The 16,994-nt window shown below is 47.9% G+C and carries 12 protein-coding genes and 2 tRNA genes; 3 read left to right on the top strand and 11 right to left on the bottom strand.

What is annotated here, in order from left to right:
- Window positions 1-14: 14 nt before the first annotated feature.
- Window positions 15-103: transfer RNA gene (locus CLV60_RS22975), tRNA-Leu, on the bottom strand.
- Between the two features lie 64 nt (window positions 104-167).
- Window positions 168-240 (bottom strand) — tRNA-Gly (locus CLV60_RS22980).
- A 393-nt stretch (window positions 241-633) separates the two neighbouring features.
- Between CLV60_RS22980 and CLV60_RS22990 the strand changes: the two genes are divergently transcribed.
- Entirely contained in the window at window positions 634-1,707 is a 1,074-nt protein-coding gene (locus CLV60_RS22990; protein ID WP_106597736.1) for a TerC/Alx family metal homeostasis membrane protein, read from the top strand.
- Between the two features lie 25 nt (window positions 1,708-1,732).
- Window positions 1,733-5,728 carry an AAA domain-containing protein gene (locus tag CLV60_RS22995; RefSeq protein WP_106597737.1) on the top strand — a complete coding sequence of 1,332 codons (3,996 nt, stop codon included), beginning with the start codon at window positions 1,733-1,735 and terminating at the stop codon, window positions 5,726-5,728.
- On the opposite strand, the gene CLV60_RS23000 is transcribed toward CLV60_RS22995, so the two are convergent.
- A complete protein-coding gene (locus tag CLV60_RS23000) occupies window positions 5,723-6,427 on the bottom strand; it encodes a 3-keto-disaccharide hydrolase (RefSeq protein WP_106597738.1) in 705 nt (234 codons plus the stop codon). The two genes, CLV60_RS22995 and CLV60_RS23000, sit on opposite strands and share 6 nt — an antisense overlap.
- 126 nt (window positions 6,428-6,553) lie before the next feature.
- Between CLV60_RS23000 and CLV60_RS23005 the strand changes: the two genes are divergently transcribed.
- Window positions 6,554-6,943, top strand: coding sequence for an HIT family protein (locus tag CLV60_RS23005; RefSeq protein WP_106597739.1), 390 nt, complete (start codon window positions 6,554-6,556; stop codon window positions 6,941-6,943).
- 3 nt (window positions 6,944-6,946) lie between these two features.
- Here the strand turns inward: CLV60_RS23005 and CLV60_RS23010 are convergent, their stop codons facing one another.
- From CLV60_RS23010 to CLV60_RS23045, 8 genes are all read right to left on the bottom strand, one after another.
- Window positions 6,947-8,431: a capsule assembly Wzi family protein gene (locus CLV60_RS23010; protein WP_229211097.1), complete on the bottom strand. Its 1,485-nt coding sequence runs from the start codon at window positions 8,429-8,431 to the stop codon at window positions 6,947-6,949.
- Window positions 8,432-8,538: 107 nt separating this feature from the next.
- The gene (locus CLV60_RS23015) at window positions 8,539-9,981 is read right to left on the bottom strand and encodes a capsule assembly Wzi family protein (protein WP_170118847.1); all 1,443 of its coding nucleotides are present in this window, start codon (window positions 9,979-9,981) and stop codon (window positions 8,539-8,541) included.
- Between the two features lie 47 nt (window positions 9,982-10,028).
- Window positions 10,029-11,450, bottom strand: coding sequence for a capsule assembly Wzi family protein (locus tag CLV60_RS23020; protein WP_106597741.1), 1,422 nt, complete (start codon window positions 11,448-11,450; stop codon window positions 10,029-10,031).
- Window positions 11,451-11,487: 37 nt separating this feature from the next.
- Window positions 11,488-12,489 (bottom strand): sugar transferase, encoded by a 1,002-nt coding sequence (locus CLV60_RS23025; RefSeq protein ID WP_106597742.1) that lies wholly within the window; start codon window positions 12,487-12,489, stop codon window positions 11,488-11,490.
- Between the two features lie 338 nt (window positions 12,490-12,827).
- Window positions 12,828-13,895, bottom strand: coding sequence for a glycosyltransferase (locus CLV60_RS23030; RefSeq protein ID WP_106597743.1), 1,068 nt, complete (start codon window positions 13,893-13,895; stop codon window positions 12,828-12,830).
- A 50-nt stretch (window positions 13,896-13,945) separates the two neighbouring features.
- A complete protein-coding gene (locus CLV60_RS23035) occupies window positions 13,946-15,061 on the bottom strand; it encodes a glycosyltransferase family 4 protein (RefSeq protein ID WP_106597744.1) in 1,116 nt (371 codons plus the stop codon).
- A gap of 30 nt (window positions 15,062-15,091) precedes the next feature.
- Window positions 15,092-16,168, bottom strand: a complete 1,077-nt coding sequence (locus tag CLV60_RS23040; protein ID WP_106597745.1) for a glycosyltransferase family 4 protein — start codon at window positions 16,166-16,168, stop codon at window positions 15,092-15,094.
- Window positions 16,169-16,260: 92 nt separating this feature from the next.
- Window positions 16,261-16,992: a glycosyltransferase family 2 protein gene (locus CLV60_RS23045; RefSeq protein WP_106597746.1), complete on the bottom strand. Its 732-nt coding sequence runs from the start codon at window positions 16,990-16,992 to the stop codon at window positions 16,261-16,263.
- Window positions 16,993-16,994: the final 2 nt, after the last annotated feature.

The raw sequence follows: 16,994 nt of genomic DNA on the forward strand, positions 1-16,994 counted from the left end.
CTCCTTGGGAAATTTGGTACCGGGGACGGGAATCGAACCCGTACGGGCGTTTCGGCCCACAGGATTTTAAGTCCTGCGTGTCTACCAGTTCCACCACCCCGGCAAAGCCAGGTACCGGTACCAGTGAAGAGAAAAAAAGCACCGTCTCCGGTGCTTTGCTCTCTCTGAGCGAAAGACGGGGTTCGAACCCGCGACCTCGACCTTGGCAAGGTCGCGCTCTACCAGCTGAGCTACTTTCGCGTATTTTTCATAACCGTTTCCGATTATTGTGGTGCAAATGTAGGGACGTTAGGTATTTGACGCAAGTTTTTGGTGAAAATATTTCGTAAAAAAATTGCGAAAAAACATTAACAAATTGTAAATCAATTGATCAGTGTCGAAAATTTTTTTGACCCAAAAACAGCGCAGCGGGTGAATGGAGGCGGTTTCACTCTTAAAAGTGTTCATCCTTCCGAAACAGACGTAATGCATGCTTCATTTACCGCCCGTCAGTTTTCACCTATCCACTTCATATTTTGCTTACCTTTGCCTCCTTTAACCCATATAGGATGTGGATTGTCGGGTAGCCCCGCCGGATTGGCCCGGTTTTGTTAGCGATCGCTCCTGCTCATTCAAAACTAAATTTGCTTGTTCATGTTTTCCAACGAAGTGTTGTTTTTTGGAGGTTTTATTCTGGTGATCAGCGTTATGCTGCTTCTGGACCTGGGGGTTTTCAACAAAAAAGACCATGTGGTCAAGTTTGGTGAAGCTGCCGCCTGGACTGTCGCCTGGATAGCGCTCGCGTTGGCTTTTTACCTCGTGATTAATACACATGGCGACCTCGTGCACGGCATGGACAATTACGGGGAGCTCGAAGCAATTAAAAATAAATATGCGCCCCACCTGAAACTCATACCGGGCGATTTTGAGGAAAGCCTCGAACTCTACCGGAAAAACATGTCGCTGGAATTCATCACCGGCTATTTGCTGGAATATGCGCTTTCGGTCGACAATATCTTTGTGATTATCCTGATCTTCTCTTCGTTTGGCGTACGGCCCAAATACTTCAAGAAAGTGCTTTTCTGGGGCGTTTTGGGTGCGATTATCATGCGTTTTGTATTCATTTTCGTAGGGTCGGCGCTGATGCAGCGTTTCGAATGGATTATCTACATTTTCGGTCTGCTGCTGGTTTACCAGGGCGGTAAGATATTTTTCGAAGGGGGAGAAGAGGAGAAGATCGATCCTGCGAAACACCCCGTCGTGAAATTTGCTTCCAAATACCTGCCCGTGTTCCCGCGTTACGTGCACGAACATTTCTTTGTATTGAAAAAGGGCAAATGGCTCGTTACGCCGCTCTTTGTGGTAGTGCTGATCGTCGAATTTACCGACCTGATTTTCGCCGTGGATTCGGTGCCGGCGGTATTTTCGGTTACCAAAGACCCTTATGTAGTATTTTTCTCGAACATCTTCGCGATCATGGGGTTGCGATCGATGTTCTTCTTCCTGAGCAATATTATGGGGCTTTTCCGCTTCCTTAAATATGGCTTGGGCGTATTGCTGGTCTTTATCGGCAGCAAGATGCTCGCGCACCATTACCTCGAATCGATCGGTTTCAAAACAGTGTATTCGCTGTATGTGATCATCGGTATTCTGGCTGTGAGCATTCTGGCATCGGTGATCGTTCCTGAAAAAAAGGAGGTCGAGGACGAGGTACTATCCAATAGTTAGGCATCGGGCAGCGTTTTGAGTAACTATGAGCCGGATTCTTAAAGCCTATCTAAAACGACTTACCAACCTTAGTACCCGCAACAAGTCGCTGTTACTCACAAGCTTGTCTGCCGAACAGTTCCTGGATTTCCACGATACGGATTTCCTGCTGTCGAAGCCGTCTATCGATGTGCTCAAACAGGTGATACAGGGGAACAACCGGGTCGCGTTGTGCGATGTAGCGGATCCGCGTTTCGAAAAGGTAAATGAAGCCAGTAAACGGTTGCGCAAAATAGCCCGTACCGAGCGCTTTATCGAGGAAGAAAGAGGCTCCCGTGACTTATACGTGGGCTATCCGTTTGTGAAAGGAAAGCTTTCCGACGGAACGCCTATTCACGCCCCATTGCTGTTTTTTCCGGTGACGTTGCGGATGGACCGTGAGCAATGGTGCCTCTTCGAGCGCGACGATAGCGCTGTGGCTCTCAATCAGAGTTTCGCTTTGGCCTACGGGCATTTCAATGAGGCGAAAATTCCGGACGAGGTGCTCGAAAAATCGTTTGAGGATTTCCCCAAAGATTTTCTCGAATTCAGGACGCAGCTCTATGAATGGCTGAAATCAACGCCATTTAAAATCAATTTTAATCAACAACTTTTTGAGGATAAACTTGTCGCGTTCAGCGGCGAAAAGAGCTCGGACCTTGTTGCCAATGAACGCAACGGAGAGCTGAAACTTTATCCTGAGGCTGTACTGGGTATTTTTCCGCAGGCAAGCTCTTACCTGGTTCCGGATTATAACAGGCTCCTGGATCTTGAAGAAACGGAAGGTTTCAAGCTTCCGCTGATTGGTTTGGCTGAGGAAACCGGAGAAGAGGGTGACTTCGAGCCGGAACTTCCAGCGCGGGACGGCCGGCAGGCCCGGGAAGAGGATGTGCTGACCCCTTTTCCGGTCGATGAATCGCAGGAAGAAATTATACTGGCCGTCAAATCCGGTCGTTCGGTAGTGGTACAGGGCCCGCCGGGGAGCGGTAAATCGCAGCTGATCTGTAACCTGATCGCCGACTTTACGTCAAAAGGCAAGCGCGTTTTATTGGTATGCCAAAAGCGGGCGGCGCTGGATGTGGTCTACCAACGTCTGGCCACCACCGGTATGAAGGATTTTACCGGCCTTATCCATGATTTTAAGAATGACCGTTCGGCATTATATAGCCAGATTGCTTCTCAAATAGAGAAAGTAGAGGGCTATCGTCAGCAGAATTACAGTCTCGATTCCGTATTTCTGGAAAGGCAATTTACCCAGGAAAGCCGCGCAATCGATAAGACGGTAGATGAGCTGAACGGTTTTCGATCCGCATTGTTCGATGAAAAAGAATGCGGTGTGAGTATCAAAGAACTGTACCTCACGAGTGACCCCAATGCGCCGCATGCCGATATGAGGCCCTATTACCGGCAGTTCAGAATCGATACCTGGGACGGCTTCAAGCGGTATTTGAAAACCTACTCTGACTATGCATTGCTCATTCATCCCGCACATCCGTGGCGAAACCGGCGAAGCTTTGCCGCATTTGGAATGGCGGAATTAAGGACAATGGAAAATATGCTGTCGGAATGGCCGGGCGTTTTTGAAAAGCAAACCCGCGCATTTGAGCAAATAGCTAGCGTTGCATTTGAAAAAGTATTTATCCGCAACCGGAAGGAGATCGCAGAGCGGCTGACCGATATCGCCGGGTTGGTTACGGATTCTGCGTCGTGGAAATTGGTAGGAAAGTACGTCGGTACGCCCGTAAACCCGCACGAGCGGCTCGCATTGGTGCGTCAGGCGGTGGATGTGATGGAGGGTTTCATCGCAGAGGGAGGTATCGAAATGTCCTTGCCCGCGGCCCAGCTGAATGCCTTTGAGGTAATGCTAAAAAAATCACTCGAAACGAAACAGTCAGCAGTTTCGGGCTTTTTCTGGGATGTTTTCAGCAAGGAAAAGAAAGAAATAGAGCGGGTAGCGACGGCCAACGGCCTCACGGTTTCGCTCGAACATCTGGTGCGGTTGGAAGAGCGGCTCAGGAACCGCAGGCAGCTGGAATCTTGGCTCCAATATGCAAGTCTGGGTTTTGAATCGGCATTTATTGATGATTTTTCGGCAGATCGCGCCGGAGAGTACCTGGCATTCTTTAAATCTGCCGAGCGCGCCGCCGACGCCGTTGCGCGTATGGATGCGGGTGCGTGGAAGAAGGTTTTTCATGAAATAGCCGGCGCGAATAGCCAGCTCGACCGTTTTTTGGAAACCATTCAAAGCCTTAGACACTGGCTGGAAATATGGGACCGGATGGAAAAGGCAATGCTGCCGTACCTGTTGCCGGAACAAACAGCCACGCTAATCGACGATCCTACCGGTTATAGCGGCCTTTTGCTGGAAACCCTTCGCAACGACTTTGATTCGCTGGCTGATATGGACCGCCTGTGGGAGGAAATGACCGAGTTGCAGCGGGGCGCTACACAAGTGATTTTAGCGAAGGGTACGGAGCTTGGCGTTACGAACTCGAATGAGGTGCTGAATCTCTTTGAGAATAGCATTAAACTGGCCTGGATCGAGCATGTCGAGAGCAAATACCCCGCGTTGCGATCGGTGACGTCGCTTAAAATGAAGCAGTGGGAAGATCAGGTGCAGGGCAGTATCACCTTGAAGCAAAAGCTGAGCTCGGATATCACGAATATTAAACTGCGCGAGGCCACCTATGAGGATGTGGAAAAGAATCGCTTGGGTAACCGTGTGACGTACCGCGAACTTGGGCACCAGGTTACCAAAAAACGCAAGATCTGGCCGATCCGTAAATTGCTCGAAAACTATGCCGACGAGGTATTTGCCCTCATCCCTTGCTGGATGGCTTCACCTGAGGCGGTTTCCGCTATTTTTCCGATGGAAAGCGGTTTATTCGACCTCGTTATTTTCGATGAGGCGTCGCAATGCTATGCGGAGTATAGCTTACCCGCGGCTTTCAGAGGAAAACAGTGGGTAGTTACCGGCGACAGCAAGCAGCTTTCGCCGAGCGATCTTTACCGGGTGCGTTTCGAAGACCGGTCGGAGGATGAGGAATATTCAGCCGCTATTGAGATCGAATCTTTGCTCGATCTTGCGGGGCAGTCGCTGGATCATTATCAACTGACAGGCCATTACCGTAGTCTGTCCGTGGATCTCATTGATTTTTCAAACCGGAATTTTTATAAAAAGAGCCTTAAACTGCTTCCTGATTTCCATAAGATCAACGACCGTGAGCCGGGTATTCAGTACATCAAAACGGAAGGCGTCTGGAAGAATAATACCAATGTGGTTGAGATAGAGGAAGTATTGCGGTTAATCCGTGAGTTGGCGGGAAGTGGGAGGAGCATTGGCGTGGTGACCTTTAATTTTTACCAGCAAGCGGCTATTCAGGACGCATTGGAAAAGGAAACCGCATTACCGGAAGGTCTTTTTGTGAAGAATATAGAGAACGTGCAGGGCGACGAGCGCGATATTATCATCTTCTCGATGGGTTATGCGCCGGACGAGAAAGGGCGTGTTTCCATGCAATTCGGGACATTGAATATGCAGGGAGGGGAGAACCGATTGAATGTGGCCGTGACGCGTGCGCGGGAGAAGATTTACTTTGTCACAAGTCTTTGGCCTTCGCAGCTGCAAACGGAGCAAACTGCCAACGAGGGCCCGAAGTTGCTCAGGGCGTACATGGATTATGCATTGCAAGTGTCGGAAGGCAGGTTTGAGCCAGCGCCGCTTGCCACCGGGCAGTTCCGCTCCGACTGGCTGCTGAAAGAACGGCTGGTGCGACAAAACCCGGCATTTGAGAAAGAACTTCCATTTGGCGACATTACCGTAAAAGAAGAAGGAGCCTACAAGGGCTTGGTTCTTACGGACGACGATCTTTACCATTATAGTAAATCATCCAAAGAGCCTCACGCTTATTTGCCCCTTCTGTTGCGGTTGAAAAACTGGCCGTTCAGGCGTGTTTACAGCCGCGAATATTGGTCGGGAAACCTTAACAACGGCGTATTATAGTTCCTTGATGCGGATATTGCGGTAAGAAACTTTGTCGCCGTGGTCTTGCAATGCAATCTTACCTTTGGAGAAAGCACCAAATCCCTGCCAGGTTTTGAACTTGCTGTTGGCAACGAGCTTGTCCCATTCAGCGCCCTGAGTCGGGAATTCCACTACTTTTTTGCCATTCAGCCAGCTTTCACCTTTGCCGTTTTTGATGATTACTTTGGCTTTGTTCCATTCTCCGGCAGGTTTAACGGCTGAGAAATCGGAAGGAGGAAGCATATCATACAATGAGCCGGCCTTGTGGTTCCCGTCTTTACCAGCTTTGGCATCGGGGTGCTTCACGTCGTCGAGCACCTGGATTTCCGGGCCGGTAGAGTAAGGACAGCAGTATTTTTTGTCTTCTACCACATGATAGATAATCCCGCTGTTACCGCCTTCGGCGATTTTCCATTCCAGTTCGAGCTCAAAATCACCATATTCTTTATCGGTAACGAGGTCTTTTCCACCTTTTTCGGCCAAAACCACTGCTCCGTCTTCTATTTTCCATTGTGGCAGAACTTTGTCCTGTTGCCAGCTATGCCAGCCTTTCAGGCTCTTGCCGTCGAAAAGGGTTACCCATTTTCCTTTTTGGGCTTCTGCATCATTTGAAAACGCCAACGCCGCCAGGGCGAGAACGGATGCTTTTCCGAAAGCCTTCCATTTTGTACAATTCATGTTTCGCTTGTTAAAGTTTTAGTCCACAATATTAAGTACTTTTTGAGTTTTCAAAGGCATATTTGGATCGAAAGTTGGCGGCTCCTATTTTTGGGAGTTGCTCAAAATAATCCGACAACTATCTACATGGCTTCTATATTTTCAAGAATCGTAGCAGGGGAGATCCCTTGCCATAAAATCGCCGAAACAGAGGATTTTCTCGCGTTTCTCGATGCATTTCCCATTGCAAAAGGCCATACGCTCGTCATTCCGAAGAAAGAGGTCGACTACCTTTTCGACCTGGACGACGAATTGTATACAGGGTTGTTTCAATTTGCCAAAAGCATTGTTCCCGCATTGGAAAAGACGGTTCCCTGTCTGCGCATCGGCGTGAGCGTCATAGGCCTGGAAGTTCCTCACGCACACGTGCACCTGCTTCCGCTCAACAGCATGGCCGACGCCGATTTCAGTAAGAAAATAAAAACGTCGCAAGAAGAACTCGCGACGCTGGCTGAAAAAATCAGAAATAATTTATAAGACTCAATAAAACGAGAAGTCTTTTCGCACACCCAGCATAAACCCGTAGGTTTTGCGGTACAAATCGCCGATATCCGCCGCGTAGGCGCCTTTGACGGTTAAACCGCCGAGGACGTCGAGCTTGGATTGCATCATGAGCATTCCGGAGAATTGCCTGGGTGAACCGAGGAATGGTTCCAGGTAGGCGCCGCTATTCTCGGAGAAGGAGAATTTGCCCATCCACTGGACTTTCCGGAATAATGTACCCTCTAAACCGAGGTGGAGCATCATGACGCGGTTGTTGCTCGTGAAATTATCGGCATAATTGGGCCATTTCCACTTGGTCTGAGAGGTCGGCGGAATGAACGGCGTTCCAATGGTCCTGTCGTAATATCCCCAGCCGTCACGAACCTGCTGATTATTGAAATAGTTGTCGTGTCCTCGTTTCTTGCCGTCTGTCAATACGAAGTCGGCCCCTCCCTGGTCTTTGGTGTAGAGAAATTCCAGGACGGCGGCATTGATCTCAAAATTGGCCCCATAGGAGTTTTTGCGTTTAATACGGGCACCGTACAGGCCGTCTTTAAGTCCAGTCAGGTAAAACAATGAGCCATCCTCATAGATGAACTGCCTGTACAGGAAAATACTCGTTTCATAGGTTTCGACCTCCATTGCGAGATCGATGGAGCCCAAGTGGTTTCCGATCCGGCTTGTGCTATCGAAATAGGTAATGTCGTCGCCAGTGCCGCCGATTGATCCTATTACTGCATTGACATAATTTTTAAATCCGGTGGGCATTTGCAGCCTATCACCCGTTAGGCCAAGGTTTTTCTTAAGTCTTCCACCCCATTGAACCTGATGGTTGAAGCCCCCGTAAAGTTTCAGCATTGAATTAGCCTTCCCGATTCGCATGTAGAATGCTTTCTGATGGAATTTCAAATTCTCGGTAATCGGCCTGCTGTTTTCAAATAAGCCGTCGGAGTAAAATGCCTGGAACGAAAGCCAGCCCTTTGTAAATGGTACCGGCACAAAGCGGGTGGTTCCGAGGTAGATTTTAGGAATCGGTAATGCATTACCCGACCATGCGTAGGAGCCGGAACCTATCGTGGAGTCTGCCAGGCCCAGCGCCTGCTTCTTACGTCCCACATAAAGCTCCCAGTTTTTGTATCGCAATGTCACATGCGCCTGGGGAAGTATGAACTTGTTGGTTTGTACAAAATTGCCAACTGCTTCTACGCCCGCACCAACGCGCCATTCGTTGCGGGTTTTATTTTCGGATATAGTCCAGTAATGTTCCAGTCCGGCACGCACGCTACCGTTGGGTCCTGTTTTCGGGACGATTCCGTATTGGTTGGACTGGATCCAGAACGGCGTATAGCCGTTGGTACTTCCCATACCCACTAATTCCGCGTAATTCGTGGTGGAGTCGGTGTAGATAACAGGTTCCTTGATCTCAGATTGGGAAAAGCCAAGGATGGGCACTAGTAGTAATATGAATAAAAGAAATCTCATAGGTGTGCCCTCACGCATTGTCCATAATGTGTATAATAGCCAACAAAAATAAGTATAACTTTTCTATTATCATATTGAACATATACGTCGCTTGATTGCAAAACGGATTAATCCAGAAAACCGCTTTTCCGCAGGCCTATGGCTAATCCGTAGGAGTTAGGATACAGTTTGCCAATATCCGATGATAATGCCGAATAAACACTGCATCCTTTGAAGATATTTAAGTTTTTTTCAGCACCGAACCACAATGATACCTGCTGTTTTACCCCATCAAACGGAGTGAGAAATGAGCCCGAATTGCGTGAGTAGGTACCCCGGAACGACAGTTTCAAATGCAGCCAGGTGGCGGTTACTCCTGTATGAAACGCCCAGAAACGATTATTATTCGTGAATTCCGAATTATTCCGGGGTAAACTACCGTCGGTTGTAGCGGATGCCGGGGCTAACGGTGAGCCGATTCCCGAGCCATAATACGACCAGCCGCGCTGATATACGTAGCTATTGAAATAGTTTGCTCTTTCGAACAACGTAAGTTCAGATATCGGATAACGGTTGATCTGGTTGCGCGTTCCGATCACTTCGAGCAGAAAAGAGTGAAATGCAAAGTAAGAAGAGCCTTTCGGAAGCGGTTTGGTGCGTTTAACACTCAGCCCGTTCAGCCCATCCTCAAAATTGGTAACCTTGAAAAGAGAGCCGGTCTCATAGATATTCTGGCGGTACAGGAAGAAATTCCAATCCTTTCCATGCCATTCGCCCCCGATGTCGAACGTCCCGAAATGGTTGCCGACTTTTTTATAATCCAGGGTTTTCCCCGAAATCGTATACCAGTAAGCTTTCAGCATATCGAGCTGGTACAGCGGCATGATGTCTTTTTCGCCGCCCCAAATGGCCTGATGATTGGCGCCGAGGTAGATTCGGTAGCGCTGGGATCTTTTGCCGAGCCGGAAGTAAAGCTGTTTTTGGTGCAGGTAGGTTTCTGAAATGCGGGGAACGCTTCCGTAATTAATGCTGCTTGCACCAAGATATCCATCCGAATAGCTGAATTTAAGCGCGACGAAGTCGTTGGTGAAGTAGAGCGGCAGGTAGTCCTGAATGGCAACCTGCACCCGGGGATAAGGCCTGGCATTGCCGGCCATGGCGAGTGAGCCGGATGAAAGGGTGGTGTCGACGAGCCCGGCGGTCATTCTTTTTTGCCCGGCGAGAATTTCAACCTTGCCGATCTTTACCGCTGCATACAGGTCGGACAGAAAACCATTGGCCGATTTGCCGTAACTCGCAATCCCCTGAACGCCTGCACTCCATTGAATCAGCCGCGGGTTATGCGGGTTATAAACCTTATATATGCCCGCATCGACAATGCCGAAGTTACCGTCTAGCGGAATACTGCCATATCGGTTAGCATGTTGCCAAAAAGGAGTTTGGGCCGTTGCCCCGGCCGCCATTACCGACGCCTTATAGTATACTGTCGAGTCCTGGGCTTGTAATTTGAAAACGATGAGTAACAGATAAAGGGGTAAGTAAACTCGTATCAGGGAAAATAGGGACGACATTTAGTAAAACAGGGAAATAGTTCAGCCGTGTATGTAAAATCTTAAAGTTACCAGATAAAGCCGGATTTCCGCCAACTGATCATTATTGCCATGTTTTGTGTGTACAACTGGCCAAAATCAGAGGCTAAACTTAACCCGAAAATATCTCTTTTGGAGCTCAAAAGCGGCGCTTCAACTCTTAATAGCAACGAAGTCTGATTCGCAACCGGTCTGATTGGATCATCGTAAGTGCCCGAATTTTGAGAAAAACTGCCTTTCAGCAAAAAATTAAACTTCTTCCACGAAGCCTCTGCACCTAAATGATAGGCAACGATCAGGTTGTTCGCGGTGAAAAGGTTGTCGTTTGTAAACAGATTATCCCGCGTGGTGGTCTGCGGAGCGATCATCGGCGTACCAAGACTTTTTCCGCGGTATGACCATCCCTGGTTATAAACGTAATGATTGAAATAATTGTCTTTTCCGAAAACGCCATTGAGGTAATCGAATATCGCACCTCCTTGGTTTTTGGTATAAAGAAATTCAAATAACAAGGTGTTGAACCGGAATGTGGGTGCATTTTCACTTTTTTGCCTTCTTTTGAACCGTAACCCACTCAAACCGTCGGAAACAGTGGACAGGTTGCTGAGTGAGCCGTCCTCGTAGATCGTTTGGCGATACAGAAAAATATTCCATTGCTTTCCCTTCCATTCCGCCGCGACGTCGATCGTTCCGAAGTGGTTTCCTACGCGGCTATGAGCCCACGGCTTGCCGAATATGACATATTCGTAGGCTTCGGCCTTTTTGAGGCCACCGGTAAAAATCTTGTCTTCACCTCCCCACATCGCCTGGTGATTGAAGCCTCCAAACAGATTGAGCCGATGCGTGCGCTTACCGAGTTTAAGGTAAAGCGATTTTTGGTGAAGATAAACGTCAGGGACGCTGGTGACGTTGCCATAATGCACCCCGGCAGACCCGAGAAGCCCGTCACCATAAGAGAATTTGAAAGAGAAAATGTCGTTACCTGGAATCAGGCTTACGAAGTTGGGCGTTGAAAGCTGGATTTTGGGATAGGGGCGGTAGTTGGGCGACATTGCAATAGGCCCCATGGTAAGCAGGCTATCGCCCAGGCCCATAAATTCCTTTCTTTGGCCAATGCTCAATTCCACGGGCCCGGCCTTACCGGCTATGAACAAATCCGTGAAGAATGCGTCGGACTTCCTGCCGGCGAAACCTACCAGTTCAGCTCCTCCCGACCATTGGAAGAAGCGGGGGTTATTCCGGTTGTATACCCGGTGAAAGCTGGCAGCTCCTTGCGCAAATGAGCCTTTTTCGGGTATAGAGGCATTCTGATTGGCATATAGCCAAAGCGGCACACCGGCAGTTGAGCCCGCAGCATTGATTCCTGCGGCATAGAAAAAGGTAGAATCCTGTGAGTAACTTTCAGCGCAAAGTGCTGCCGATAACAGCAGCACATAAAAGAATTTCCTCATTCCAGGACTATTAAGAATTTACGAGGTGTCAGAGGGGTTACCTGCCCTTTTTGCCGAAAATAACGACGGCTGTCAGGAGTATGATTTTCAATTCCAGGAACAAGTTCCAGTTCTTGATATAGTAAAGGTCATACATGAGCTTGTGGCGCGCGTCGTACACACCTGCTCCGTACGAATACATTACCTGCGCGTAGCCGGTAATCCCGGGCTTGATATTGTGGCGAAGGTTGTAATAAGGGATGATTTCGTCAAATGTCTCGGTAAACACAGGGCGTTCCGGACGAGGACCGATCAAGGACAGGTCACGTCTGAAAATATTGATAATCTGAGGCAATTCGTCGATACGCGTCAGACGCATGAACGAGCCGTACGAGAAAATCCTGGAATCGTTCTTTTTCGAGAAAGATGCTCCGTTTCGTTCTGCATCCAGCCTCATCGACCTGAATTTGATACAGTTAAATGGCCTGTTGTTCATTCCAACGCGTTCCTGAAAATAGAATACCGGGCCCGGGGATTCCAGTTTGATCCGGAAATAGCTCAGAATCCAGATGGGGAATGTAAGAAGGAACAGGATGATTGAAATCGTGATGTCGATGATCTTTTTGGGGTAACGTACCCTTCTGCCGAACGTGGGGACTGTCAGTAGATTTGGATTGATTTCGGTGACGTCGTCCGGGATATATACTTTTTTGAGGTCTCTTTCGCAGAAATCGTAAACGGTGGTGATTCGGATCGATTTGTTTTTTCGGACAACCAGTTCGTAGATTACTCGGTTACGTCGGTCGTACTGCGGATTGGTAACCAGGTGTATTTTTTCAAATCTGTCGAGCAGCGGCCTTACGGTGTGGTTGAGAAGATAATCGTCGTTATCTGAGTGTGGTATCAGGATAATCTCCTTGTATCTTTTGAGAAGTAGCGCCAGATCTTTTTTTTGAAGAAAGTAGTCGTAGCTGGTGACAATCAGGACTTCTTCTGAAACGGCAGTTTTGCTTAGAAGCCGGTGAATGTACTTGCGGTCAGATACGTAAGTGTTGCCCATATGTGTGTATTTTATGAACTAAAAAATAGTGTGATTGTAGAATATACGTGTGTTAAAGCTACAAGTTTAGGAATAAACTTTTGAAATACGAAATTATAAATATGGTCAAATCAAATATAATTTTTGGCAGAGAAGGGCTTTTGTGCTAAAAATTAATATTTGGCGGAGAAGGGATGAAACTAGTACCAGCAAATATAGGGAAGGTTTCGGCACAAAATATTATTTTACTGTAAAGAATTTTTCCTTTTTTTTCTTCTTTCGGCACTTTCAACCGATTTGATTGATTTATCACATTTCCTATAATCATTACCTGCCCGTATGTGCCCGGGCGGTGAAGTTCACGCGATCGATTTGTAGAGGGAAAGGTACATCCGGTACATTGCCCCGACCGTAAAATACTGTTCATACGACTTTCTGGCTTCGGCTTTCGCGATGGTAAGTTCGGCCGGATGGTTCGCGTAATGTAAAATCTGCTCCGCAAATTCACTTGCTGTATTCGCTACTGCCCTGCCATTCAGTCCGTTAAGTACTTCCCCGATGCCGCCTACATCCGAAGCAATTACAGGAACCGAGTAGCACAATGCTTCGAGAATAGACATAGGCATTCCTTCGTAATTGGAAGGAAGCATAAACAGGTCGGCGTATTTCAGCAGACGGTGCGCATCTTCTGCTTCACCGAGGCAATAAGCATTCGCGGGAAGGTCCGCCATTTCATCTTTGTTGCCTATCCAGAAAAAATGAATATCGTGGCCTGCGAGCATTTCGGCTACTTCACAAAAAAGCTCGAACTTCTTTTGCGGCGAAATCCTCGCAATGCACATCACTTTAAAGCCGGATTTCGACCGGATCATTTCGGCCAGGCGACGGTAACTTTCGCTATGATTTTCAGGAATGTCGGTTGAGTAATCGGTAATACCATTATAAATGTAGGAGACGTTTTTTTTGATCCCCTCACTCAGCAGGTTGTTATAATCGTACTTGCTTACTCCGACAATGTGCTTGGCTCTGATCTGCAACAGGCGTTCCAAATGGAGAAATTTCCGGAACGCAACCCGAATGGAATCGAACCCATGGACGGTGTAAACGATCTTTTTTCGTGGAAATGCAAGGCGACCGAGAATCCCGATTTTGGAGGAATGCAGGTGAATGACGTCGGGCTTGAAAATCTGGTACAGACGGCGCAATTCGTTCACCACTTTATGCTCTTTGGAAAGGCTGATGGAGCGCTGCAACGGATTGATTTTCCATTGGCCTACTTCCGAGGGAAGTACTTTCCACAATTCTCCGTCCTCCGAGGAAGCAACCATTACCTCATGACCATCATTGACAGACTCCCTTGCCAGATTGATCACCACGGATTGAGCACCTCCGAGTTCAGCAAGCGTGATGACATGTAATATTTTCATAATCTCAATAACAACTCCAAAGGAACCGCTCTCCTGTTAAATGCGACACATTAATGGCTGCTTACGGTATTACTCGTTCTCATGACGCCTCCGATACTGCGTATGAGTGATTCTGAATAGGTGCCTACCGTTTTAAACCCTTCGTAACTGCTTGTCGAGATCCGGTCGTAGAGATGCGGATCGGCGATCACGGATTCCAGTTTTTTCAATGAATGGCCGAATGTTTCGGTTGTGCTAATATCAGCAAAAATCGCCGTCTTCATGTCCCCCGCATAGTTGGGAATTTCACCTACCGCGGTCACGAAGCAGACCAGCCCGTTTTGCATCGCCTCCGCCACGCTCATGGCCATTCCCTCGTTGGTACTCAGCTGAATCAGGAAATTATAGTTTCTGAATAGTTCCAGCTTCTTGCTACCGTTTACTTCGCCCTGAAACCGGACCCTGTTTTCGAGCTGATGGGTACGGATATACTCCGTCACGGTTTCAAGCATTCCATCATTCCTGCCGTAAATATCCAGCGAAGCGTTGTATCCTCGATCGGTCAGGTATCGGATGGTGTCGATAGCCAAAGGTAAGTTTTTTACGGAATTGATTCGCCCGAGAAACATAAACCGTACATCCTGGTTATCGAAGGGTGGGGCTGGTTTAAAATCCGGTGAAGGGCTGGTAAAAAAAGAAATGACTTCGATGGGTACCGAAGGCTTGAATTGCTCGCGCACAAATGTGGCGGTTGCTTGAGAATCGGTGAAGATCGAATCGGCATGGCGGATCGCTGCCTGGCTGAACAGCCGATCGAAACGGTGAAAAAAAGCCGTATTATGTATAAATGAGACGAAACGTATTTGAGGCCTGAGTTTTTTTGCCAGGATTCCAAGCAATGATGCCCGCCACAGCGAACAGATCATGACATCGGGCGAGAAACCCAGAATGAAGCGGATCATTTTGGGAATCACCAACGGATACATGCTCAGCTTATAGTCGAACGGAACCATGCAGGCTTTTTCCTCAGCGGTGAGATGGCTGGTTATATTGGCATCAATACTCCCCAAAACCATCACTTTCAGATCAAATTGCCTGTTCAGCTCGGGTAATGCCGACAGCATGGCTACTTCAACGCCGCCGATCTGCACGTCATGCAGTATGTAAAGTAGTTTCTGTTTTTTCAAAGCTAGTGTGTTCTTACATATGGTCGATTTCTATTTCAATACCTGGCTCCACTGCGCTATAATTCCGCCGAGTTCGAGTGTGTGAAGTCTTTGTGACTTGTAATTGCGCATACGGCCTCGAAGCGCGTCGTCGTTCATCAGTGTGGCCAGTGATTGTGATAGTTTACCTACATTACCTGCTTCCACCAGGATTCCATTTTCCCCTTGCTCGATGAGTTCTTCGGGGCCCGTGTCACAATCGAAAGCCACAATGGGTAAATGGAACGCCAAAGCTTCCAGGAGCACCATCGGCAAGCCCTCAAACCGTGAACTCAGACAGTAGATGGACGCTGCTTCAAAATACGCAAAAACTGCTTTTGTAGCACCTACAAGTTCAACAGAATCCCCAACCCCAAGTTCTGTTATTTTCTGTTCAAGACCAGGTTTTTCTTCCCCATCGCCGATAATGAGCAGTTTCCACTCATTCCGAAGACTGGCAGGCAGTTGGGCCCAAGCATCCACCAGCAAATCAAACCCTTTCTGAAAGGTTATCCTCCCGACGGAAATGACTGTTTTGGAAGGATTTTCGTTGATTTTTTGCTCTTCCAGAAACATAGGATTAGGAATGTGCGCCAGCTTTGCACGGCGGTACCAAGCTCCTTGTTTCCAGAATTGTATGTCGCGGGCTGTGAGGGTTACAATGCTGTCGGCAAAGCAAAGAGCAAGCTGCCGGGCGAGCGACCGGGCCGCGATACCCAGGCTTACCTTGAAATTGAAATGCTCCCACACCACATGCCGGATGCCGGTAAAGGCGAGTGAGGGAACGGAATAGGTGGCCATGATCGATTCGACCGTTACAAATGTATCGATATGGTTATTGTTGACGAATTGCCGGATCTTGTGCTGCGAGTACAGGATTTTCCGGATGCCTTTCAAATTTTCGATATGCAGGCTGGTGACCCTGACGTTCGGCTCGAAAGGGAAAAAGATCTTTTCCGGATCGCCATACAGCCCGAGCACGTGAACATTAAAATCTCTTTTCGCGAATTCGTTGATGATGACCGAAGCCACGCGTTCCGTTCCGCCGACCGCCGAGATATTATAAATGAAGAAAACGATATTAGGCATACGATTTTGATCCGGTGATCACTCGGAGCACCATGTACAGGATTTAGGCTACGACATTAGGTACCGTCAAGAATAGAAGAGGCCGGTAAAAATCATTTCCCACCTTTCAGGCTGTTTTTAAAATTAGAAAGCTTTACACGGAACCAATAGTAGGAACCGACTGCGCTACCCAGATTGTCGTAGACTATACCGACAATGTCTTTTTTATGTTGATGATCAATATTTACAGAGCTCATACCCAAGTCGTTGTATATCGAAATCAGCTTGGGCATGTAAAAGAAGTGAGCAGCGAATCGGCTGTACAGCTCCACGTTGTAAACGTGGTCGGCTGTTAATTTATAATCTAAGTTATACTTCTTTTGCTTATAAACTGACCGCGGGTAGAAAATGGCCTGATGCGAAATGTTTCGCAAAGCGATATTCCATTTGCTGACTTTGCCTGTGTAAATCTGATTACTCTTTTTGAGATAGGTGTTTCCGTAGTAGATACCGTCGGTTTCGGTAATCTCCGCCACAACCTCTTCGATGATCGTCGGCGAAGCCAGCACATCGTCACATCCGAGGAAAAAGACCCAGTCGCCCGTGGCAAGATCGAGCCCTTTGTTCATGGCATCGAATATCCCACGGTCAGCCTCACTTTTCCAGAGCGAAATCTCATGTTCGTATTTCCGGATAATATCTAATGTCCCGTCCGTCGAAAGTCCATCCAGAATAATGTATTCAATATGACCGTAGCTTTGGCTAACGACGCTTTTGATGGCGTTTTCAAGGTCCTTTTCACCGTTTCTTACTACTGTGATGATCGAAATTTTGGGATACTGCATAA

This window comes from Dyadobacter jiangsuensis, from assembly GCF_003014695.1.
Lineage (GTDB): Bacteria > Bacteroidota > Bacteroidia > Cytophagales > Spirosomataceae > Dyadobacter > Dyadobacter jiangsuensis.